The 21,352-nt window shown below is 66.9% G+C and carries 18 protein-coding genes; 11 read left to right on the top strand and 7 right to left on the bottom strand.

Annotated features, from left to right (window positions below):
- Positions 1–248: 248 nt before the first annotated feature.
- From HUW53_RS15590 to HUW53_RS15580, 3 genes are all read left to right on the top strand, one after another.
- On the top strand, positions 249–923 hold the full coding sequence (locus tag HUW53_RS15590; RefSeq protein WP_237346683.1) for a CVNH domain-containing protein: 675 nt from the start codon (positions 249–251) through the stop codon (positions 921–923).
- Between the two features lie 64 nt (positions 924–987).
- Positions 988–1,467, top strand: coding sequence for a CVNH domain-containing protein (locus tag HUW53_RS15585; RefSeq protein ID WP_237346682.1), 480 nt, complete (start codon positions 988–990; stop codon positions 1,465–1,467).
- 453 nt (positions 1,468–1,920) lie between these two features.
- Entirely contained in the window at positions 1,921–3,027 is a 1,107-nt protein-coding gene (locus HUW53_RS15580; RefSeq protein WP_237346681.1) for a CVNH domain-containing protein, read from the top strand.
- Positions 3,028–3,165: 138 nt separating this feature from the next.
- Here the strand turns inward: HUW53_RS15580 and ilvD are convergent, their stop codons facing one another.
- The 7 genes from ilvD to coaBC form a co-directional block, all read right to left on the bottom strand.
- Positions 3,166–5,019, bottom strand: coding sequence for a dihydroxy-acid dehydratase (gene ilvD, locus HUW53_RS15575; protein ID WP_237346680.1), 1,854 nt, complete (start codon positions 5,017–5,019; stop codon positions 3,166–3,168).
- Between the two features lie 209 nt (positions 5,020–5,228).
- The gene (locus HUW53_RS15570; RefSeq protein ID WP_237346679.1) at positions 5,229–5,780 is read right to left on the bottom strand and encodes a DUF6456 domain-containing protein; all 552 of its coding nucleotides are present in this window, start codon (positions 5,778–5,780) and stop codon (positions 5,229–5,231) included.
- 5 nt (positions 5,781–5,785) lie between these two features.
- Positions 5,786–6,184: a helix-turn-helix domain-containing protein gene (locus HUW53_RS15565; RefSeq protein ID WP_237346678.1), complete on the bottom strand. Its 399-nt coding sequence runs from the start codon at positions 6,182–6,184 to the stop codon at positions 5,786–5,788.
- Between the two features lie 645 nt (positions 6,185–6,829).
- The gene (gene cysK, locus HUW53_RS15560; protein ID WP_237346677.1) at positions 6,830–7,813 is read right to left on the bottom strand and encodes a cysteine synthase A; all 984 of its coding nucleotides are present in this window, start codon (positions 7,811–7,813) and stop codon (positions 6,830–6,832) included.
- A gap of 60 nt (positions 7,814–7,873) precedes the next feature.
- The gene (locus tag HUW53_RS15555; protein ID WP_237346676.1) at positions 7,874–8,314 is read right to left on the bottom strand and encodes an RrF2 family transcriptional regulator; all 441 of its coding nucleotides are present in this window, start codon (positions 8,312–8,314) and stop codon (positions 7,874–7,876) included.
- Positions 8,315–8,335: 21 nt separating this feature from the next.
- Positions 8,336–8,800, bottom strand: a complete 465-nt coding sequence (dut, locus tag HUW53_RS15550) for a dUTP diphosphatase (RefSeq protein ID WP_237346675.1) — start codon at positions 8,798–8,800, stop codon at positions 8,336–8,338.
- Positions 8,797–10,041 carry a bifunctional phosphopantothenoylcysteine decarboxylase/phosphopantothenate--cysteine ligase CoaBC gene (gene coaBC / locus HUW53_RS15545; RefSeq protein WP_237346674.1) on the bottom strand — a complete coding sequence of 415 codons (1,245 nt, stop codon included), beginning with the start codon at positions 10,039–10,041 and terminating at the stop codon, positions 8,797–8,799. The genes dut and coaBC overlap by 4 nt, the downstream gene beginning before the upstream one ends.
- Before the next feature lie 233 nt (positions 10,042–10,274).
- Here coaBC and HUW53_RS15540 point away from each other — a divergent pair, with 233 nt between their 5' ends.
- The 8 genes from HUW53_RS15540 to HUW53_RS15505 form a co-directional block, all read left to right on the top strand.
- Positions 10,275–12,608, top strand: a complete 2,334-nt coding sequence (locus tag HUW53_RS15540; protein ID WP_237346673.1) for a putative bifunctional diguanylate cyclase/phosphodiesterase — start codon at positions 10,275–10,277, stop codon at positions 12,606–12,608.
- A gap of 459 nt (positions 12,609–13,067) precedes the next feature.
- Positions 13,068–14,891, top strand: coding sequence for a nif-specific transcriptional activator NifA (gene nifA / locus HUW53_RS15535; protein ID WP_370877761.1), 1,824 nt, complete (start codon positions 13,068–13,070; stop codon positions 14,889–14,891).
- 291 nt (positions 14,892–15,182) lie between these two features.
- Positions 15,183–15,377, top strand: a complete 195-nt coding sequence (locus tag HUW53_RS15530; protein WP_237346672.1) for a 4Fe-4S binding protein — start codon at positions 15,183–15,185, stop codon at positions 15,375–15,377.
- 356 nt (positions 15,378–15,733) lie between these two features.
- Entirely contained in the window at positions 15,734–17,218 is a 1,485-nt protein-coding gene (sufB, locus tag HUW53_RS15525; RefSeq protein ID WP_237346671.1) for a Fe-S cluster assembly protein SufB, read from the top strand.
- Between the two features lie 40 nt (positions 17,219–17,258).
- Positions 17,259–18,020 carry a Fe-S cluster assembly ATPase SufC gene (gene sufC / locus HUW53_RS15520; protein WP_237346670.1) on the top strand — a complete coding sequence of 254 codons (762 nt, stop codon included), beginning with the start codon at positions 17,259–17,261 and terminating at the stop codon, positions 18,018–18,020.
- Between the two features lie 5 nt (positions 18,021–18,025).
- The gene (gene sufD / locus HUW53_RS15515) at positions 18,026–19,354 is read left to right on the top strand and encodes a Fe-S cluster assembly protein SufD (protein WP_237346669.1); all 1,329 of its coding nucleotides are present in this window, start codon (positions 18,026–18,028) and stop codon (positions 19,352–19,354) included.
- A gap of 5 nt (positions 19,355–19,359) precedes the next feature.
- Positions 19,360–20,601: a cysteine desulfurase gene (locus tag HUW53_RS15510; protein WP_237346668.1), complete on the top strand. Its 1,242-nt coding sequence runs from the start codon at positions 19,360–19,362 to the stop codon at positions 20,599–20,601.
- 663 nt (positions 20,602–21,264) lie between these two features.
- The coding region (locus HUW53_RS15505; protein ID WP_237346743.1) for a hypothetical protein at positions 21,265–21,352 on the top strand (88 nt) is incomplete at its 3' end.

Genomic DNA, 21,352 nt, shown 5'->3' with positions numbered 1-21,352 from the left:
CCCCCGGTGCCGCGCGCGGGGCGTTGTCGCGCGGGAATGAAAAAGCGTCTCGGGCCCGTGCGCGATGCGAGGCAGCGTGGCGGTGTCCGGGTTTTCTGGGGGCATGCCCATCACGTGAGGCGGCATTCGCCGGCATGGCCGGGCGATGGCGGGCGAGCTCTCCGGCTGCGCCCGGCCAGCCGCGCCGGCCGGCGGGGAGGGGCAGGCTTCGCCTTTGGGTTTCGCGCCATCTCGGGCTGGGAGCTGACATGAAACGACAGATACGACGAGGCATGGGCTGGGCGGGTCTGCTCGCCCTCTTGATTCTTTTCTCGGGGGCGTTCGAGCCTGCCCAGGCGCAGCCGGCGCCTCCGGGGAGCTATCTCAACACCTGCCGCGATGTGCGCGTGCGCAACGGGCGTGACCTGCAGGCCCTGTGCGAAACGACCCGCCGTGGCGTCTTCAACGCCACGCGGCTCAACAACTTCTTTGAGTGTCGCGGCGACATCGCCAACATGGACGGTCGCCTGTGGTGCGAGCGCCGGCCGGGTCCGCCCCCGCCTCCGCCGCCGGGCCCTGGGCCCGGCAACGGACCGCCCGGCTCCTACCGCGCCACCTGCGGCCAGATCGATCAGCGCGGCAGCACGCTGAATGCCGTCTGCCGTACCCGCAATGGCGACTGGCGGCCCACGCGGCTCGACCTGTTCGGCTGCGCCCCCGGCGGCGACATCGCCAACGACAATGGCAATCTGGTCTGCCGTCCGCGTCCGGTGCCTCCGGGCTCCTACCTCCAGACGTGCCGCAACGTGCGGGTGGCGGGCTTCTGGCTCGCGGCCGACTGCCGCGACATGAACGGGCGCTGGCTTGATGCGCGGCTCAACCTCGCGACCTGCAGCCCGCGTCCGAACATCGTGAACTTCAACGGCACATTGATCTGCCGCTGATCCGCAACACGAAGGGGGCGCCCCGGCGCCCCCTTTTTCCGGCCGCGGCGGGTGGGAGCAACGCATGGGTGCGCGCGGAATGATCGCCTGGATCTGCGCCGTGCTGGCGGCGAACGCGGTCGCGCCTGCCTCCGCGCAGAACGTGCCCGCGGGCACCTATCTCTGGTCCTGCCGCGATGTGAGCCTTGCCGGCGGCACCCTGACCGCCATCTGCTCGGCCCCCGGTGGAGTCTGGGTCGCGGCGCGGCTTGAGGATTATCCGTTCTGCGTCGGCGATATCTCGAACCGGAACGGGGGGCTTTTCTGCATGCGCGCGTCATCGGTGCTCGGCGTCGAGACCCCGGCCGCCCGCGCGGCGACGCGGCTTCCGCCGGCGGGCTCCTACATGGGTAGCTGCCGGGATATCCGCATCGACGATGGTTGGCTGACGGCCACCTGCGTCGACCACGCCGGCCGCTGGGTGGAGACCCGCATGGCCGCCAATTGGTGCGCCCTTTGGGGCAAGGATATCGCCAATATCGACGGGCAGTTCAGCTGCCGCTAAAGCAATTCCAGCAAAAGTGCGCAGCGGTTTTGCGTCCGGAATTGCGACAAACGAGCTATCGGAGCAATTCCAGCAAAAGTGCGCAGCGGTTTTGCGCCCGGAACTGCGAAAAAGGCGCGCGGCCGGGTGCCGACGCGATGACGGTGGTGATGGGGCGGGAGGCGTCAGCCGCGATGCGGACCCCGCGGCAGGAGCACCGGGATGAGCGTTCCCTGCGTGCGCGCATGGCCTGATCCCTAACGCGTCCGGTTCGATTGCGGTCGAAGGCGGGGGCACCGCCCCGGCTCGCGATGGGGCGCGGTCGCCGGTGGATCAGGTTCCAGGGGCGGGCCGGGTGCGACCGTCAGGCGCGGGGGGGTGCCGGCGGTGCCGCCGGGAAAATTCCATCACCGCCGTGGCGCCACCCCGCCGCGTATCTTACGGTACGGGAGGATGGGACGGGGGGAGAGCGCGATGGACGTGATGCGGTGGGGGGCCATGCTGCTCGGCTGGGTCGTGGCGATGCTGCCCGCCGCGCCGGCGGTGGCGCAGGAGCTTCCGGCGGGAAGCTATTTGAGCTCGTGCCAGCAGGCGAAGATCCGCTCCGGGCGCGATCTTGCCGCCGTGTGCGCCACCCGTGATGGCGACTGGGTGGTGGCGCTGCTGGAGAATTTCAGCTCCTGCGACGGCGATATCTCGAACAAGGATGGGCAGTTGACGTGCCGCCGGGGGGCGTCGCTGTTCGGCTTCGGCAGCAAGGTGGTGGCCACGCCGCCTCGGGAGGCGGGCCGGGCCGCCGGGCCCTCTTCGCCGCCGGGGTCCTATCTGGCCTCGTGCCGGGAGGCGCGGGCGGCCTCGGGCTGGCTGAAGGCCGTGTGTCAGGATCGCTATGGGCGCTGGATCGAAAGCACCCTCGCGCTCAACACCTGCGCCGACGGCAGCGACATCCTGTTCGAGGACGACGCGCTCAAATGCCGCAATCGGCGTCCGGAGCCGAGCGCCGTGCCCCGGGGATCCTATCAGCAGAGCTGCCGCAACATCATCTTCGACGGCGGCCTGCTGCACGCCACCTGTCAGAACCGCCTGGGGGGATGGCAGGCATCGTCCTATTACGTCTCGTTCTGCGGTGGGCGCGACATCGTCAATACCGACGGCAGCCTGGGCTGCGCCGCCGCGTCGGCCGGCGGCTATGGCGAGCCCCCGCCGCCGGGGTCCTATCTGGCGAGTTGCCAGGAGGTTGTCTTCAGCGGCGGCGCCCTCCGGGCGCGCTGTCGCGATCGCGACGGCAGCCTGCGCATCTCCGGCCCGCTCTCCGCGGCGACGTGCCCGCGCGGCGGGGACATCTACAATGACAACGGCGTGCTCCGGTGTGGATGGCCGGGCTCCAGCCCGACTTCGGGCGAGCGGCCGCCGCCGGGGTCCTACACGGCCACCTGCCGCGACATCCGGGTGGTGGCCGGCTGGCTGAAGGCGAGCTGCAAGGACCGCAACGGCCGCTTCGTGGACGCGACCACCGCCGTGAGCTGGTGCCCCGGCGGGCGGGACATCGCCAACATGGACGGGCGGCTCACCTGCCGCTGATGCCGCCGCCGTCCCGGTCGTCGCGTCGTCCTGGACGTCCTCGCTCCTCCGCACCGGGTCACGATGTCGGATCGTCGCCCTGGCTCCTGGGCGGCGTTGCCGGCGGGGTCCCCGGAAGGCGGGCCCGCCGGCCCGGTCTCAGCGCTTGAGGCCGCGCACGTCGCGCACCGCGCCGCGGGCGGCCGAGGTGGTGAGCGCCGCATAGGCCTGGAGCGCCTGCGACACCACGCGCTTGCGGCCCACCGGCTTGAAGGCGTCCTCGCCCTTGGCTTCCATGGCCGCGCGGCGGCGCGCCAGCTCCTCGTCGGAGACCTGGAGGCTGATGGAGCGGTTCGGGATGTCGATCTCGATGATGTCACCTTCCTCCACCAGGCCGATGGCTCCGCCCTCCGCCGCCTCCGGCGAGATGTGGCCGATGGACAGGCCCGAGGAGCCGCCGGAGAAGCGCCCGTCGGTGATCAGGGCGCAGGCCTTCCCGAGGCCCTTCGACTTCAGATAGGAGGTCGGGTAGAGCATCTCCTGCATGCCTGGACCGCCGCGCGGGCCTTCGTAGCGGATCAGCACCACATCCCCCGGCTGGATGCGCCCGGTGGAGAGGATGGCTTCCACCGCCGCGTCCTGGCTCTCGAAGATGCGGGCGGGGCCCTTGAAGGTGAGGATGGACGCGTCCACGCCTGCCGTCTTCACGATGCAGCCGTCGAGGGCGATGTTGCCGAACAGCACCGCAAGGCCTCCGTCCTTGGAATAGGCGTGCGCGAGGTCGCGGATCACGCCCTTTTCGCGGTCGAGGTCCAGGGTGTCCCAGCGGCTGGCCTGGCTGAAAGCGACCTGGGTCGGCACCCCGCCCGGCGCGGCACGGAAGAAGGTGGTGACGCTCTCGGCATGGGTGCGCTTCACGTCCCAGCGCTCCAGCGCGTCCTTGAGGGTCGGGGCATGGACGGTGGGCAGATCCGAATGGATGAGCCCGGCGCGGTCGAGTTCGCCCAGGATGCCCATGATGCCGCCGGCCCGGTGCACGTCCTCCATATGGACGTCGGCGACGGCGGGCGCCACCTTGCACAGCACCGGCACCTTGCGGGAAAGCCGGTCGATGTCGGCCATGGTGAACGGCACCTCGCCTTCGTTGGCGGCGGCCAGGAGGTGCAGGACGGTGTTGGTGGAGCCGCCCATGGAGATGTCGAGCGTCATGGCGTTCTCGAACGCCTCAAAGGTGGCGATGGCGCGCGGCAGCACGCTCAGGTCGTCCTGCTCATAATAGCGGCGGGCGAGATCGACGATCAGGTGCCCCGCCTCCACGAACAGCCGCTTGCGGTCGGCATGGGTGGCGAGGATGGAGCCGTTGCCCGGCAGCGACAGGCCGAGCGCCTCGGTGAGGCAGTTCATGGAATTGGCGGTGAACATGCCCGAGCACGAGCCGCAGGTGGGGCAGGCCGAGCGCTCCATCACCTGCACATCGGCGTCGCTGACCTTGTCGTCCGCCGCAGCGATCATGGCGTCGATCAGGTCCACCTTCTTCGGCCCGGTGGAGAGCAGTACCTTGCCGGCCTCCATGGGGCCGCCGGAGACGAACACGGCCGGGATGTTGAGGCGCAGCGCCGCCATCAGCATGCCGGGGGTGATCTTGTCGCAATTGGAGATGCACACCATGGCGTCGGCGCAGTGCGCGTTCACCATGTATTCCACGCTGTCGGCGATGATCTCGCGGGACGGCAGGGAATAGAGCATGCCGTCGTGGCCCATGGCGATGCCGTCATCCACCGCGATGGTGTTGAACTCCTTGGCAACGCCGCCGGCCTTCTCGATTTCGTGGGCGACCAACTGGCCGAGGTCCTTCAGGTGCACATGGCCGGGCACGAACTGGGTGAAGGAATTGACCACCGCGATGATGGGCTTGCCGAAGTCTCCGTCCTTCATGCCGGTGGCGCGCCACAGGCCGCGGGCGCCGGCCATGTTGCGGCCGTGGGTGGAGGTGCGGGAGCGGTATTGGGGCATGTTCCTCTTCGCCTTTTCGTGCGCCGGTCCCGCCAGGGTGGGGGCCGGGCCTTTGGTCTGGGCGCCGACACCTTCGTGCGCGTCCGGTGCCATCAACGCAATATTATGGCGGCTCTCTTAGAGCGAATTCGGGCGAAGTGAAATCATTTCAAAAGGAGCGCGGCGCCGGGGAGCCCTGCGCGTGCCGAATGGGTGCCCCGGCGCCGGGGTCAGGGCGCGGCCGGGTCGGCCTCCGGCGCGCTCCACCCCCGCATCGGCGCGCGGGCGCGGCCCTGGGCGGTGACGGAGAGGCCGTAATGGGCCGCAAGCCGGGTGAGGGCGAGGCCCAGAACCACCTTGGCGGTGCGGGCCGGCCAGCGGCGATCGGATTCGACCTCTTCGAGCCCTTTCAGGAAGCAGCAGACATCCAGGAGCACGCCGGACAGCTCCGGTCCCACCGCGGACAATGCCTGATCCAGCCGCGACTTGGCCGCCAGCACCATGTCGGAGAAGGCTTCCGGGCCGCCACCGCCGGGCGTCGGATCCCAGCGGCTGGTGATGCGTGGGGTGAGCTGGGCGCGGGTGAAATCGGCGCGCAGACGCTCGCCGGCGGCGAGCTGGGCGGCGTCCACCAGGGGACGGCCGTCACGGCCGCTGCGGCGGGCGAGCCAGGTGAGGGGACTTTCGCAGGCATTCCATCGCGGCTGCGCCGGGGTGGCGGGGACGGGGCGGCGGCTGGCGCGGGCCGGCCGCGAAGGGGTCGGGCGGGGAGGCGAGGCCATGGGCGTTACGCCTCCAGCACCCAGCGGATGCAGGCTTCGAGCTCACCGACGCGCCGGTCGAAGGCGATGCTGTCGCGCTGGTCTTCGATGCGCCGGCAGGCGTGCGCCACCGTGGTGCGGTCGCGGCGGAAGGCCCGCGCCACATCGCTCTGAGAGAGGCCGAGGGCCACATGCGCCAGATACATGGCGAGCTGTCGGGCGGCGGCGGCGGGTGCCGCGGAACGCTGTAAGGCCAGCAGCGTCTCGACCGGAATGCGGTCGGCGGCAGCGACCAGGGCGATGGCGATCTTCGCATGCGACGTCGGGTCGTGGCGGGGCGTCAGCGGCGCGGGTCGGGCATGGGCGGCGGCGCCATGCGCGACGAGGGCGGAGACGGGGCTGGCGGCGAGAGGTGAGGTGTTCATATGGGGCATTTCAATCTCGCATTGTAGGTATCTTTTCCTACACTGATCATGCGGCTCGACCAAAGCCAGGGGACGATATCGTCCGCAGGCGTCTGCGAATGGATTCATTACGAATATGATTTTCAATAACTTTTAAGGCATCTCTGCGATCGCGCGGTGCCTTTTTTCCTAGGAACTTATCCCCCACGGGCCGCGGCGGCGCGAGGATCGGCTCTCCTTATGATCCAGGAGGGTGGCGATGCCGAGTGGGGCGCGCGCGGGGCGAATCCGCGCATTTCGGAGCGAAGACGTGGAGGCGCAGCTGAACCGGCGCCGGGCAGCGCTGGCGCTCGTGTTCTCAAAGCCACAGGAGATCGAGCAGGCGCTAAGGGCGGCGCGCAGGGCCGCCCGCATGGGCGCGCTTCACTACGATCCGGCGCGTCACGCGGCCTTGATCCGTCTATGGAAAGACTGCCGCGGGGTCTCGGGGATGCTGGAAAGAACCCCCGATGCGATGCACGCACCAGTTTGGAAGGCCGGACCGGCAAAGGTGAGCGGCGGTCGGGAGGGCGGCTGCGGCGGGCAGAACTCCGCGCCGTGTGCCACCGCGCAGAGCCACGGTCCGGCCGGGTACGGCAACCCGGCCGGACCGGTCCGTGTGCGGGCTCAGAGCCCTTCGAACAGGGCCGTGGAGAGGTAGCGTTCCGCGAAAGACGGGACGATGGCGACGATGGTCTTGCCGGCAAGCTCGTCGCGGGTCGCGATCTCGAGGGCGGCGGCGATGGCCGCGCCGGAGGAGATGCCGCCGGGGATGCCCTCATAGCGCGCGAGCGCGCGGGCGGTGTCGAAGGCGGTCTGGTTGCCAACCGTCACCACTTCGTCGATGAGCGTGCGGTCGAGGACCTCCGGCACGAAGCCGGCGCCGATGCCCTGGATCTTGTGCGGACCCGGCGCGCCGCCGGACAGGACCGGGGAATCCTCCGGCTCCACCGCCACCATGCGCACCGACGGCTTGTAGGCCTTCAGCACCTGGCCGATGCCGGTGATGGTGCCGCCGGTGCCGACGCCGGCCACCACCACGTCAACCTTGCCTTCGGTGTCGTTCCAGATCTCCTCGGCGGTGGTCCGCCGGTGCATCTCGGGATTGGCCTTGTTCTTGAATTGCTGCGGCATCACCGCCTTGGGCAGCTCCTGGATGAGCTGCTCGGCCTTGGCCACCGCGCCCTTCATGCCGAGGTTGGCGGGGGTGAGCACCAGCTCCGCGCCCAGCAGCGCCACCATCTTGCGGCGCTCCATGGACATGCTCTCGGGCATCACCAGGATCAGGCGGTAACCCCGCGCGGCCGCCACGAAGGCGAGGGCGATGCCGGTGTTGCCGGAGGTCGGCTCCACCAGCACGGTGTCGGCGTCCAGCACGCCTTCCTTCTCCATCGCCTCGATCATGGCGACGCCGATGCGGTCCTTCACGCTGTTGATGGGGTTGAAGAACTCGAGCTTGGCCAGGATGTCCGCCTTGGCGCCGCGCAATTGCGGCAGGCGCTTCAGGCGCACCAGGGGCGTGTTGCCGATGGTCTCGGTGATGGAATCATAGACGAAACCCCGTCCCGGGCGCGGAAGTTTGGCGGGGATGACTTTGGCGGATTCGGCCATGGATTGTCTCCTGAAGATCGCTATCGGTCTTTTGGCCCCGTGCGGCTGCCGCCGGGGACCTTAAATGGTAAAATCAATGCGGTCGTGTTCGGACCCGTGCCCCTTGTTGTCGGCGGCGCGGCAGAGGTCCTCCAGCGTCACTGCGTCGAGGGCGGTGTCGAACGTGGTCTCAGCCGCGGCAACGGCGGGCTGGACCACCTCGATGACGAGGGGGGGGAGGATGATTTCCTTCTCCTCATCCGCGCCTTCCACCACCCGCACGATTTCGGCGACGGAGACACGCCGGCGCTCGCGCGCCAGCTCGTAGCCGCCCCGCGGACCGCGGACCCCCTTCAGCACGCCGGCATGGACCAGCGCCTGTAGCACCGGCTCCAGCCGGCGGGGGGGCAGATTGTGCCGCGCGGCGAGCGCCTTGGCGGCAACCGGCGTGCCGCGCGCGTGGACGGCGACGTCCACCACGGCGGCGATGGCAAGAAGGCTCTTGTCGGATAAACGCGGCATTTCTCTGTGACTATCTCTAGATCACGCGCCGGAAAGCCCTGTTGAGCCAAAACCACCGACGCCCCGTGCACTTTCTTCCAAATCTCCGGATTCTGCCAGCATTATTTGTGTGATGGGCGCGACCACCAATTGGGCGATGCGCATGCCGCGGGTGAAGGTGAAGGCCTCCGGGCCCAGATTGATGAGGATCACCTTCACTTCGCCGCGGTAGTCGCAATCGATGGTGCCGGGGCTGTTCAGCACCGTGATCTTGTGTTTCAGGGCGAGTCCGGAGCGGGGCCTTACCTGGCCTTCGTAGCCTTCGGGCAAGGCGAGGGCGAAGCCGGTGGGCACGGCCGCCACGGCGCCGGGGGCCAGGCTCAGCGGGGCGTCGTGCGGCACCGCGCACGGTAGATCGAGGCCGGCGGCGCCGGCGGTGGCGTAGGCCGGCAGCGGCAGTCCGGCGCCATGGGGAAGACGCTGGATGGGCACCTCGGGGCGGCTCATGACCTGTCCTTTTCCTGTTGTGCGAGCGCGTCGGCGATGCGGGCCACCAGCCGGGCCGCCACCTCGGTCTTGGAGGCGGGCGGCCAGTGCTCCACGCCGGCGGCGCTCACGATGTGCACGGTGTTGCTGTCGCCGCCCATGATCCCGGTGGCGGGCGACACGTCGTTGGCGACGATCCAGTCGCAGCCCTTGCGGGCGCGCTTGGCCTGCGCATGCGCGATGACGGTTTCGGTCTCCGCCGCGAAGCCCACCACGAGGCGCGGTCGCAGCGTGGAGTGGTGCGACACGGTAGCGAGAATGTCGGGATTTTCCACCAAGGTGAGGGTAGGCGCGCCGGCGCCGGCCTTCTTGATTTTCTGCTCGGAGGCATCGGCCACCCGCCAGTCGGCCACGGCGGCGGCGAACACGGCGGCGTCGACCGGCAAATGAGCCTCCACCGCCGCCAGCATCTGCCGGGCGCTGTCCACATGGATCACCTGCACTCCGGCCGGGTCCGGGGCCTCCGCCGGTCCGCTCACCAACACCACCTCGGCGCCGGCTGCGGCGGCTGCTGCGGCGACGGCGTGGCCCTGCTTGCCGGACGAACGGTTGGCGATGTAGCGCACGGGGTCGATGGGCTCATGGGTGGGCCCGGAGGTCACCAGCAGGCGGCGGCCGGCGAGCGAACCCGCGCCACGGACGACCGCGAGACGGGCGGCGGAAAGGCGGGCGGCGATGGCGTCCACGATTTCCAGGGGCTCGGCCATGCGCCCTTCGCCAAATTCGCCGCGCTCGGCCATGGCGCCGGCATTGGGGCCGACCACGGCGATGCCGTCGGCGGCGAGGGTCGCGAGATTGCGACGGGTGGCCGGGTGGGCCCACATGCGCGGATTCATGGCGGGCACGACCAGCACCGGCTTGTCGGTGGCGAGCAGCGCCGTGGAGGCGAGGTCGTCGGCAAGGCCGCAGGCCATCTTGGCCAGAAGATCCGCCGTCGCGGGCGCCACCACCACGAGATCCGCTTCCCGCGAGAGGCGGATGTGGCCGATGTCGTGCTCGGCCGTGAGGTCGAACAGGTCGCCGAAGACGCGCTCGCCGCTGAGCGCGCCCACCGATAGCGGCGTAACGAATTGTTGCGCCGCCGTCGTGAGGATGGTCCGCACCGTGGCGCCGCGCTCCTTCAGGCGGCGGATGAGATCGAGACACTTATAGGCGGCGATCCCGCCACCGATGATGAGGAGAATGCGTTGCTCGGCGAGCATCGGCCGGCTCCGGAAGGGCCACGGGAACACCCCGCCGCCGGGCTGGCGGGAGGCTCGGGACATGACTTGCGGCATATAGCGCGGGAGCGTCCCGCGCGCGAGCCGCGCGCGGGACCTTGCGCCAAGCTTCGCGGAAAGGGTCTTGATGTGGACCTGTCGGCGCGGCTAAGTGAAGTTCCATAGGCATCTGTGTTCGTTATCGTATTGTATCGCGTCAGGGGCCGGGGGCGAACATGGTGCAGTCGAGCGCGTCCGAGGACCTGCGCCTCACGGCCTTCGGTGGTGAGTTCGGCGATTCCGCCATGGAAGCGGCGTTTCGCGCCGACCGGCTCGCCGAGGCCAAGCGCATGGCGCGCCTGCTGTTCGCTTTGTCGGCGGTGTTCAATGCCTTTTTCCTGCTGAGCGACTGGCGGTTCGAGGGCACGTCTCATTTCGTCGTGGCGCTGTCGGCTCGTTTCGGGGTGATTCTGATTTCCCTGTGCTGCCTGGTGGCCGCCCATCTGACGCGCAGCGTGCGCGAGCTGGATCTGGTCGCGACCCTCTGGCAATGGATGGTCGGAGCCGGGGTCGCCGTGCTGGTGGGCACCCGCAGCGAGCTGGCGCTGTTCGTGGTCGTGCTCTTGCCGACCGTCTATTACCTCACGGTGCCCCTGCCGTTCTGGCTGTGCCTCGTCAACGGAATCGGGCTCAGCATCCTGCTGCTCACCGGGTATCTGGATCTGGCGCAGCCCTGGCGCCTGTCGCTCGGGCTCATCGTGGCGGTGGCCATGTTGAATGCGGCCATGATGATCGTGGTCTCGCGGGCGAACCGGCTCGATCGGCGGCAATGGGCGGCGGTGACCGCTGCGCGGCGCGCCAATGCCCGGCTGCGCGAAAGCGAGAACCTCCTGGAGAAGACCTTCCAGGCGGTTCCGCTGCCGCTGCTGGTGTCGGCGCTGGCGGACGGTCGCGTCCTGAAATGCAACGAGGCGGCCCTGCGCTTCTATGGCGCCTCACAGGAGCAGGCCGCGCACCTGAAAACCACGGATATCTACAGCACAGGCGATCAGCGCGCGCACCTTCTGCGGCGCCTCGACGGCGAAGGCGTGGTCACCGATTTCCCGAGCAGCATCCGTATTGGCGATGGCAGCCGGCGTGACGTGCTGGTGGCGGCGTCGCTGATCGAGCTCGGCGGCACGCCGGGCATGGTGGCGGCGGTGATCGATATCACCGAGCGGGCGGCGGTGGAGCAGCAGGTGCGCTATGCCGCGACCCACGACATCCTCACCGGCCTGCCGAACCGCGCGGCGTTTCAGGCGCGGCTGGAGGCGGACCTGCGGACGCGAGGTCCGGACCAGGGGGTCTGCCTCCTGCTCATTGACCTCGACGGCCTGAAGGATGTGAACGATTCCCTCGGCCATGACGCCGGTGACGTGGCGCTTGCCGAAACCGCCCGGCGGCTGCAGGTCCTGGCCGGCGCCACCGGCATGGTGGCTCGGCTCGGTGGCGACGAATTCGTGCTGCTGCTGGCGGCGCCGGCGGCGATGGAGGAGGGCCGCAAGCTCGGCCTGCATATTCTTGCCGACCTGCGCCGTCCGGTGTCCTACCAGGGCCGCCAGCTCTCCATCAAGGCGAGCGTCGGCGTCGCTGCCTGCCCGGAGCATGACGGCTCCTCCGGCGAGCTGATGAAGGACGCGGACCTTGCCCTCTATGCCGCCAAGCAGCAGGGCCGCAACCGCCTGATGATCTACGCGCCCAGCATGCGCCAGGCGGTGTCGGAGCGCGTGACGCTGCTGCGCGACATCATGGACGCGCTGGCGGGGGACCAGATCGAGCCGTTCTACCAGCCGAAGGTGTCGCTGGTCACCGGACGGCTCGCCGGATTCGAGGCGCTGGTGCGGTGGCGGCGCTCGCCGCATGTGGTGCTGGCTCCGGCCGCGTTCGAGCTGGCCCTCACGGACCGCGAAGTGGGGGTGCTGATCGGGGAGCGGATGTTGCGGCGGGTCGTCAGCGACGTCCGCAACTGGATCGAGGCCGGCTATGATTGCGGCCGCATCGCCGTCAATCTCTCACCGGCGGAATTCACCCATCGCGACCTCGCGATGAAGCTGCTGCGTCAGTTCCATGCGGCCGGCATCGCAGCGGACCGGTTCGACGTGGAGATCACCGAGACCGTTTTTCTCGGTCGCAATTCGGACCACGTGGCGCCGATCCTGGACGAACTCTACCGGGCCGGGGTGAACGTTGCACTGGACGATTTCGGCACCGGCTATGCGGGGCTGATCCACCTGAAGCAATTGCCCATCGACACCATCAAGATCGATCGGGGCTTTGTGAAGGATATCGAGCAGGATGCGTTCGACACCGCCATCGTCTGCGCGGTGATCGAGCTTGGGCGCAATCTCGGCATGCGGGTCATCGCGGAGGGGGTGGAGACCGCCGGGCAGGCCCGCTTCCTGCGGGAGCGCGGATGCGAGTTCGCCCAGGGCTTCCTGTTCTGCCGGCCGCTCCAAAGCGATGATGTACCGGCCTTCCTGCGCGCCGAGAACGAGCGGACCGCACGGGGGCGGCTCGATCTGTTCCTTTAGATCGCCGCGGCGGCGCCGGGCGCGGTCGTGCACGGACTGGCGAGAATGCCGGTTTCCTGAGCGGTGGGAGATCAGCCTTGCGCCTCCGGTGCGGTTTCGGCCGCGTCATGCGCGTGTATAACGTGGGATCCGGGAGCGTATGAGGGCGCTTGTGACGCCGCGCGAAGATGAGATCCGCCTTTAAAACGTCGAAGATCGGTCCGGGCGCTGCCGCATTTCTTCTAAGGAAACAAATTCCATCGCGGCCGTCATGTCTTGATGTCGCGGATGTGACTAAAAGTACCTGCCGGCCGCGGAACTCTATTTCCTTCGTAATCACAGTGCCTTAATGGTGCATGCCTATGAAATAGGCGGTTTTGCCTTCAGGTTGTGCACGACATCAGAATAAATCTAACTCAAAATGTAGCTAATCAGACAAAAAAATGCAGGGGGAACGTGCGAGGTGATGGAGACAGCACCATGGCCATTGAAGACGCGGTTCAGCGGGAAGCAGGTCACTTGGAAGCAGCTCATTTGGAACAGGATTCTGCGCCGGCGCACATGCCCGTCGTGTCGTTGAGCGATGTGGCTCTGACCGGGATCTATGAAATATCGAAGATCCTGACAGGCCCGAATCGTCTGGAAACGACGCTGTCGAGCGTGGTGAATCTGCTCTCTTCCTTCCTGCAGATGCGTCATGGTGTCATTTCGCTTCTTGAGGACGATGGCATTCCCGATATCACGGTCGGGGTCGGCTGGAATGAGGGCACGGACGCGCGTTATCGCGCCCGGCTGCCGGAGAAGGCCATCGGCCAGGTCATCGCCACCGCGGTGCCGCTGATCGCCGAGAACGTGGCCAGCCACCCGGCCTTCAGCGCCGCCGACGCGGCCGCTCTCGGCGCCTCCGACGACAGCAGGGTGTCCTTCATCGGCGTACCCATTCGGGTGGCGGCGCGGGTGATCGGCACCTTGACCATCGACCGGGTGTGGGACGGGCGCTCGGTGTTCCGCCTGGATTCGGATGTCCGCTTCCTGACCATGGTGGCCAACCTGATCGGCCAGACCGTGCAGCTGCACCGGGTGGTGTCGCGCGACCGCGAGCGGCTGATGGCGGAGAGCGGGCGGCTGCAGAAGGAGTTGTCCGAGCTGAAGCCGGCCCGTGAACGCCGGAAGGTGTATGTGGACGGCATCATCGGCGACAGCCCGGAAATCCGGGCGCTGCTCGACAAGATCACCATCGTCGCCAAGTCTCACTCGCCGGTGCTGCTGCGCGGTGAATCGGGCACCGGCAAGGAGCTGATCGCGAAGGCGATCCATGAGCTCTCGAACCGCGCCAAGGGACCGTTCATCAAGCTCAATTGCGCGGCACTGCCGGAATCGGTGCTGGAATCCGAGCTGTTCGGCCACGAGAAGGGCGCCTTCACGGGTGCGGTGGGCGCGCGCAAGGGGCGTTTCGAGCTGGCGGACAAGGGCACCTTGTTCCTGGACGAGATCGGCGAGATCTCGCCGTCGTTCCAGGCCAAGCTTCTGCGTGTGCTGCAGGAGCAGGAGTTCGAGCGGGTCGGCGGCAGCCACACCCTCAAGGTGAATGTGCGCGTGGTCGCCGCGACCAATCGCAACCTGGAAGAGGCGGTAGCGCGCAATGAGTTTCGCGCCGATCTCTATTACCGCATCTCGGTGATCCCGATCCTCGTGCCATCCCTGCGTGATCGCCGTGGTGACATTCCGCTGCTCGCCAGCGAGTTCCTGGAGCGGTTCAATCGGGAGAATGGGCGCGACCTGCTGTTTGGGCGCGACGCGATGGACGTGCTGACCAGCTGCGGTTTCCCAGGCAATGTGCGGGAGCTGGAAAACTGCGTGCAGCGCACCGCGACCCTGGCCCAGGGCGAGTCCATCCACAGTGACGATTTCGCCTGTCGCCACAATGAGTGCCTGTCGGCGCTCCTGTGGCGCAATCCGGCGGATATCGGGACCCGCCGGCCGGTGGATATCCCGTTGCCGGTGGTCTCCGCGCCGCCACCTTCGGCCACCGGGGAAGCCGCCAATTCCAACACCGCGCCGCGTATTCCTGCTCCTGTCCCGATCTCCGTGCCGATGGCTCCGGCATCGGCGTCGGCAGCCGCCGCGGCAGCGGTGGCGCGCCCGGCGATCGAGGATGAGGATCTCACCGAGCGTGAACGTCTGGTCGACGCCATGGAGCGGGCCGGCTGGGTGCAGGCGAAGGCCGCGCGCCTGCTGGGCCTGACGCCGCGCCAGATCGGCTATGCGCTGAAGAAGCACGACATCGAGATCAAGCGGTTCTGAGGCGAGGCCATCGCTTCGGTGGTTGATGCGGTGCAAGGGCCGGTGGGCATGGCGCTCACCGGCCCTTTTTGTCCGTGGGGCCAAGCTGAAATTGCTTATGATGTGCAAGAACTTGCGGGTGCGGTTTGGCGTGTCGCAGCTGTCGCACTCACGACACGGTGTCGGGTGCCCGACAGCGGCCTTGCGTCCCTTCAGGGAAAATACGGATGTGCGATCAACGGATTGCCATCTGGCACGGTGCTTGAAAGGGAGAGCCTGCCTGCCATCATCTGCACAAAGCGGAGCTAGCCCATGGCCTACAAGATCATTACCTCTCAATGCACCGTCTGCGGCGCTTGCGAGTTCGAGTGCCCCAATGCCGCGATCAGCCTGAAGCGCGACACCTATGTGATCGACCCCAAGAAGTGCACCGAGTGCGAGGGGAGCTTCGACACCCCGCAATGCGCCGTGGTGTGCCCGGTGGAGAACACCTGCGTTCCCGCGTGACGGTTCGCCTCGCCGACTTCAGGGTCGGCTGGCGCCGGGGTTCGCTTGCGGCTCCTTAAGGTTTCCCGTCGACGCGCGCAACGCGGCCTCCGGTCGCTTGTCGCGCATGGACGGATGTCCGGGCAGTCTGGCCGTGTACTGCACGCCGGCTTGCCCGGTTCTCACCCTCTCGGCGCGGGTCGAGTGGGGTGATGTGAAGGGGGTCGGATGCGTGTCGCCTTCGATCCGCAATTTTGTCGCTGACATCTGGAAGGGCTTATGCCTGTCGGCCGGCTCGTGCTTGCCGACTTTCCGGATGTCCACACGGTGCGCCAGGCTGGGTGCGCGTAACCCTCGGAAGTTGAACGGAGGACGACATGGCGGCCGTACAGGAAACAGTCGAACAGGTTCGCTCCATCGACGTTGACCAGTACAAATACGGCTTCGAAACGCAGATCGAATCCGAGAAGGCCCCGAAGGGTCTTTCCGAGGAGGTCATCCGCTTCATCTCCGCCAAGAAGGAGGAGCCGGAATGGATGCTGGATCTGCGGCTCGATGCCTACCGCCGCTGGCTGAGCATGTCCGAGCCCACCTGGGCGCGCGTCGATTTTCCTCAGATCGACTTTCAGGACCTTTATTATTATTCCGCGCCGAAGAAGTTCAAGGCGCCGAAATCTCTGGATGAAGTGGATCCGGAGATTCTGAAGACCTACGAGAAGCTCGGCATTCCGCTGCGGGAGCAGGAGATTCTCGCCGGCGTCGAAGTCCCCGAGGGCGAGCGGCCGAGGATCGCGGTGGATGCGGTGTTCGATTCCGTCTCCGTGGCGACCACCTTCAAGGAAGAGCTGAAGGCCGCGGGCGTCATCTTCATGCCCATCTCCGAGGCGCTGCGCGAGCATCCCGATCTTGTGAAGAAGTATCTGGGCTCGGTGGTGCCGGTCACGGACAATTTCTACGCCACGCTCAATTCCGCAGTGTTCTCCGACGGCTCCTTCGTCTACATCCCACCGGGTGTACGTTGCCCCATGGAGCTGTCCACCTATTTCCGCATCAATGAGAAGAACACGGGCCAGTTCGAGCGAACCCTCATCATCGCCGACAAGGGGTCCTATGTGTCTTATCTCGAGGGCTGCACGGCGCCCCAGCGCGACGAGAACCAGCTTCACGCCGCCGTGGTCGAACTGGTGGTGCTCGACGATGCGGAGATCAAATATTCCACGGTGCAAAACTGGTACCCCGGCGATTCCGAGGGCAAGGGCGGCATCTACAATTTCGTGACCAAGCGCGGAGATTGTCGCGGCAAGAATTCCAAGATTTCATGGACCCAGGTGGAGACCGGTTCCGCCATCACCTGGAAATATCCGAGCTGCGTGCTGCGTGGGGAGGGCTCGTCCGGCGAGTTCTATTCCATCGCCATCTCCAATGGTCGTCAGCAGGTGGATTCCGGCACCAAGATGATCCATCTGGGCAAGAACACCACCAGCCGCATCATTTCCAAGGGCATCTCCGCGGGCCGCTCCAACAACACCTATCGCGGGCTGGTCTCGGCGCACCGCAAGGCGGAGGGGGCCCGCAATTTCACCAATTGCGACTCGCTGCTGATCGGCAACGCCTGCGGTGCCCATACCGTGCCCTATATCGAGGCCAAGAATCCCAAGGCCCAGTTCGAGCACGAGGCGACCACCTCCAAGATTTCCGAGGACATGCTGTTTTACTGCATGCAGCGCGGCCTTTCGCAGGAAGACGCGGTGGCCCTGGTGGTGAACGGCTTCGTGCGCGACGTGCTTCAGCAGTTGCCCATGGAGTTCGCGGTGGAAGCGCAGAAGCTGATTTCCATCAGCCTTGAAGGCAGTGTCGGCTGAGCCCGTCGACGACGACATCTTGAATCAGAGGATCCGTGCCATGACCCCCTTGCTGGAAATCCGCGATCTTCATGCCGAAATCGCCGGCGGTCGAAAGATCATCAACGGCATGAACCTCACCATCAATCCGGGCGAGGTTCACGCCATCATGGGGCCGAACGGCGCGGGCAAGTCCACGCTGTCCTATGTGCTGTCCGGCAAGCCCGGCTATGAGATCACCGGTGGCGAGGTGATCTTCCGCGGCGTGAATCTGCAGGAACTGTCCCCCGACGAGCGCGCGGCACAGGGCCTGTTCCTGTGCTTCCAGTATCCGCTGGAAATCCCCGGCGTGTCGAACATGGCGTTCCTGCACACGGCGGCGAACAGCCAGCGCAAGAAGCGCGGCGAACCGGAACTCACCTCGCCCGAGCTGGTGCGCAAGGTGCGCGAACTGGGCAAGCAGCTCGGCATCGACACCGATATGCTGAAGCGCCCGGTGAACGTGGGCTTCTCCGGCGGCGAGAAGAAGCGCAACGAAACGCTCCAGATGATGCTGCTGGAGCCCTATCTGAGCATCCTGGACGAGGCGGATTCCGGCCTCGACATCGACGCGCTGAAGGTGGTGTCCAACGGCGTGAACGCCATGCGCTCGCCGGAGCGCTCCATGCTGGTCATCACCCATTACCAGCGCCTGCTGGACTACATCGTGCCGGACGTGGTGCATGTGTTCGCGGCCGGTCGTATCGTGCACACCGGCGGCAAGGAGCTCGCCCTGGAGCTCGAAGCCACCGGCTACGCCCAGTATCAGAACGAAGCGGCCTGATCGCCATGGCCGCCGATGTCCGCCTCATGAAGACCGCCGCCGAGCTGGCTCTGGCCGATGCCTTCGCCGCCGTGAAGTCCACCCTGCCGGGCGACGCCGCTGTCGCCGCCCAGCGCACCGCCGCCTTCGAGACCTTCGCCAGCGTGGGCCTGCCCCATCGCCGGGTGGAAAGCTGGCGATATACGGACCTGCGGGCGCTGCTGCGCGAAGCGCCGCCGTTGGCGTCCGCCGCCGGGCCGGAAGCGCTGGCGCGCTCGCTGGCCGCCTGTCCGATGCTCGCCGGCATGGAAGCCCGGCGGATCTATGTGGTGAATGGCGCGTTCGTGTCCGACATCTCGGATCTTGCGAATCTCGAGCCGGGCGTCAGCATCAGCTCGCTCGCCACCGCCCTTGGCGCGGCTGATCCGCTGGTGGCGCACCTGGGCCAGACGGTCGCGAGCAGCGATGCCGCGCTCGCTCTCAACACTGCTTTCATGGGCGACGGGGTCGTGATCGCGCTGGCGGAGGGGGCAACTCTTTCCCGTCCGCTGCACCTGGTGTTCGTCACGACCGAGGCGACGGCGACCGCCGCCTACACCCGCTCGCTGCTGGTGATGGGCAAGGGGGCGTCGGCCCAGGTGATCGAAAGCCATGAGGGGCCGGCGGGTGCCGCCTATCAGGTCAACACCGCGCTTGAGGTCGTGGTGGGCGAGGGGGCGAGCCTCGAGCGGGTGAAGATCACCGCCGAAGGCAATGACGCGCTTCACATCTCCACCCTGCTGGCGCGGGTGGCGGACGGGGCGAAACTCGCGAACGCCAATTTCACCCTGGGCGGGGCGATCATTCGCAATCAGCTCCTGGTCCAGCTTGCCGGCGAGGGCATTGATGCCAGCCTTTCGGGCGTGAGCCTGCTGGCCGGCAAACAGCATTCCGACACCCTGCTGGCGGTGGAGCATATCGCCCCGAACTGCCAGAGCCGGGAGCAGTTCCGGACCGTGGTGGACGACACCGCGCGCGACATTTTCCAGGGCCGGATCTCGGTGCGCCAGAGCGCGCAGAAGACCGACGCGCGGATGATGAGCCGGGCCCTGCTGTTGTCCGACACGGCGGAATCCGACAACAAGCCGGAGCTGGAGATTTTCGCCGACGACGTGCAATGCGGTCACGGCTGCACCACCGGTTCCCTCGATCAGCAGCTGAAATTCTACATGATGTCCCGCGGGATTCCGGAAAAGGAAGCCGAGGCGCTGTTGATCCAGGCTTTCGTGGGCGAGGTGATTGATGCTATCGGTCATGAAGGCGTGCGCGCCGCCCTGACTGACGCTACCCGGAACTGGCTCATCGAGCGGAAGTGAGATCCATGCATCCCGCTGTGACCAACGGCGGCTACGACGTTTCGCGGGTGCGCGAGGATTTTCCGATCCTCGGCATGCAGGTGAACGGCAAGCCCCTCGTCTATCTCGACAATGGCGCATCGGCCCAGAAGCCTCAGGCGGTTCTGGACCGGATGAACCAAGTCTACACGTCCGAATATGCCAATGTGCATCGCGGGCTGCATTATCTCGCCAATGCCTCGACCGAGGCCTATGAAGGCGGCCGCGAGCGCGTGGCCCGTTTCCTCAATGCCCGACGCAATGAGGAGATCATCTTCACCCGCAATGCCACCGAGGCCATCAACCTGGTGGCGGCCACCTATGGGCGCACCCACATCAACGAGGGTGACGAGATCGTGATCTCCATCATGGAGCATCACGCCAATATCGTGCCCTGGCACTTCCTGCGCGAGAGCAAGGGTGCCGTCATCAAGTGGGCGCCGGTGGACGAGGAGGGCAACTTCCTGCTCGACGAGTTCGAGAAGCTGCTTACCGATCGCACCAAGATCGTCGCCATCACCCAGATGTCAAACGTGCTGGGCACCACGGTTCCGGTGAAGGAAGTGACCCGCATCGCCCATGGCCGGGGTATTCCGGTGCTGGTGGACGGCTCCCAGGGCGCGGTTCATCTGGACGTGGACGTGCAGGACATTGACTGCGACTTCTACGTCATCACCGGCCACAAGCTCTATGGGCCGACCGGTATCGGCGCGCTCTACGGCAAGTATGAGATCCTGGAGGGCATGCCCCCCTTCATGGGTGGCGGCGAGATGATCCGCGAGGTGCGGCTCGATACAGTCACCTATGGTGATCCGCCCCACCGGTTCGAGGCGGGCACGCCCGCCATCGTGGAGGCGGCGGGCCTCGGCGCGGCGATCGATTACATCACCTCCATCGGCAAGGACCGCATCCGCGCCCATGAGCAGGATCTGCTCAACTATGCCATGGAGCGGCTACGCGAGCTCAACTCCATCCGCGTCATCGGCACGGCGAAGGACAAGGGCGCCATTATCTCGTTCGAGATGAAGGGCGGGCACGCCCACGACTTCGCCACCCTGATCGACCAGGATGGCATAGCGGTGCGGGCCGGCACGCACTGTGCCATGCCGTTGATGGAGCGGTTCGGTGTCACGGCCACCTGTCGCGCGTCGTTTGGATTATATAATACCCGCGAGGAAGTCGATCGGTTCGTCCAGGCCTTGAAGAAGGCCGAGAGCCTGTTCGGTTGAACCCAACGCCGGCGCCCTGCGCCGGCGTTTTCGTTTGCACGCCTACCCGATCCTCCGCCGGGCCACGCGCTTTGCCATCTGCGATGGCGTGGTCGGTCCCGCCTCTTCTTTCCCCCCAATTTCGCTTCTGCTGCCCGGCGCCTGATGTTCGCTCGCGGCCCGCGCTCAGTCCGCCTTTGCCATCGCCGGCAGCGGCGCGTTGGTGTCGCTCCATGGCGAGCGCGCATCCCGCCGCGCCTGGCACTCGTCATCCGTTCCGTGCGCACCGATGGGTGCCCCGGCGTGGTTCGGGCCGTCGGGGGCGCGCCACGCGCCCGCTGCGGTGGCTCCGCCATGTTTCATTTCGAACAGTGCCAGGGGGCGATGTCCGGCCCCGCCGGGCTGTGTCGCATTCTCAACACGCCCGCCGCGACCCGACACGGCCCGCTATCCCTCTACATTTGAATAGTTTTTGACTGGCGCAAGCGCTGGCACGCTCGTTGCTATCTCCTAGTGCGGGCAACAGGTTGCAGGCTTTGTGGGCTGCCAAGGAGCCACGTCCGCATCTGCGCCGAAGCGCTGAGTGCAAGGGGTGCGCCCGGGCAACGGGGGCGTACCGGACCAAAGGCGGCAACCGCCCCCCGGGCGTTCGCCGACACCGGTGAAGTTCATTAGGAGAGCAAGATGTCGCTGCGACAGATCGCGTTTTACGGCAAGGGTGGTATCGGCAAGTCGACCACCTCCCAGAACACCCTGGCTGCGCTTGCGCAGA

Origin of the sequence: Xanthobacter agilis (genome assembly GCF_021730435.1) — a bacterium.
GTDB lineage: Bacteria > Pseudomonadota > Alphaproteobacteria > Rhizobiales > Xanthobacteraceae > Xanthobacter > Xanthobacter agilis.
The sequence above is the reverse complement of the archived record's forward strand: the minus strand, read 5'-3'. Positions and strand labels throughout refer to the sequence as shown.

Bases quoted from the DNA above. Each gene is read 5' to 3' on its own strand.
- HUW53_RS15590 (WP_237346683.1), top strand. From the start codon at position 249: ATGAAACGACAGATACGACGAGGCATGGGCTGGGCGGGTCTGCTCGCC.
- HUW53_RS15585 (WP_237346682.1), top strand. From the start codon at position 988: ATGGGTGCGCGCGGAATGATCGCCTGGATCTGCGCCGTGCTGGCGGCG.
- HUW53_RS15580 (WP_237346681.1), top strand. From the start codon at position 1,921: ATGGACGTGATGCGGTGGGGGGCCATGCTGCTCGGCTGGGTCGTGGCG.
- ilvD (WP_237346680.1), bottom strand. From the start codon at position 5,019: ATGCCCCAATACCGCTCCCGCACCTCCACCCACGGCCGCAACATGGCC.
- HUW53_RS15570 (WP_237346679.1), bottom strand. From the start codon at position 5,780: ATGGCCTCGCCTCCCCGCCCGACCCCTTCGCGGCCGGCCCGCGCCAGC.
- HUW53_RS15565 (WP_237346678.1), bottom strand. From the start codon at position 6,184: ATGAACACCTCACCTCTCGCCGCCAGCCCCGTCTCCGCCCTCGTCGCG.
- cysK (WP_237346677.1), bottom strand. From the start codon at position 7,813: ATGGCCGAATCCGCCAAAGTCATCCCCGCCAAACTTCCGCGCCCGGGA.
- HUW53_RS15555 (WP_237346676.1), bottom strand. From the start codon at position 8,314: ATGCCGCGTTTATCCGACAAGAGCCTTCTTGCCATCGCCGCCGTGGTG.
- dut (WP_237346675.1), bottom strand. From the start codon at position 8,800: ATGAGCCGCCCCGAGGTGCCCATCCAGCGTCTTCCCCATGGCGCCGGA.
- coaBC (WP_237346674.1), bottom strand. From the start codon at position 10,041: ATGCTCGCCGAGCAACGCATTCTCCTCATCATCGGTGGCGGGATCGCC.
- HUW53_RS15540 (WP_237346673.1), top strand. From the start codon at position 10,275: ATGGTGCAGTCGAGCGCGTCCGAGGACCTGCGCCTCACGGCCTTCGGT.
- nifA (WP_370877761.1), top strand. From the start codon at position 13,068: ATGGCCATTGAAGACGCGGTTCAGCGGGAAGCAGGTCACTTGGAAGCA.
- HUW53_RS15530 (WP_237346672.1), top strand. From the start codon at position 15,183: ATGGCCTACAAGATCATTACCTCTCAATGCACCGTCTGCGGCGCTTGC.
- sufB (WP_237346671.1), top strand. From the start codon at position 15,734: ATGGCGGCCGTACAGGAAACAGTCGAACAGGTTCGCTCCATCGACGTT.
- sufC (WP_237346670.1), top strand. From the start codon at position 17,259: ATGACCCCCTTGCTGGAAATCCGCGATCTTCATGCCGAAATCGCCGGC.
- sufD (WP_237346669.1), top strand. From the start codon at position 18,026: ATGGCCGCCGATGTCCGCCTCATGAAGACCGCCGCCGAGCTGGCTCTG.
- HUW53_RS15510 (WP_237346668.1), top strand. From the start codon at position 19,360: ATGCATCCCGCTGTGACCAACGGCGGCTACGACGTTTCGCGGGTGCGC.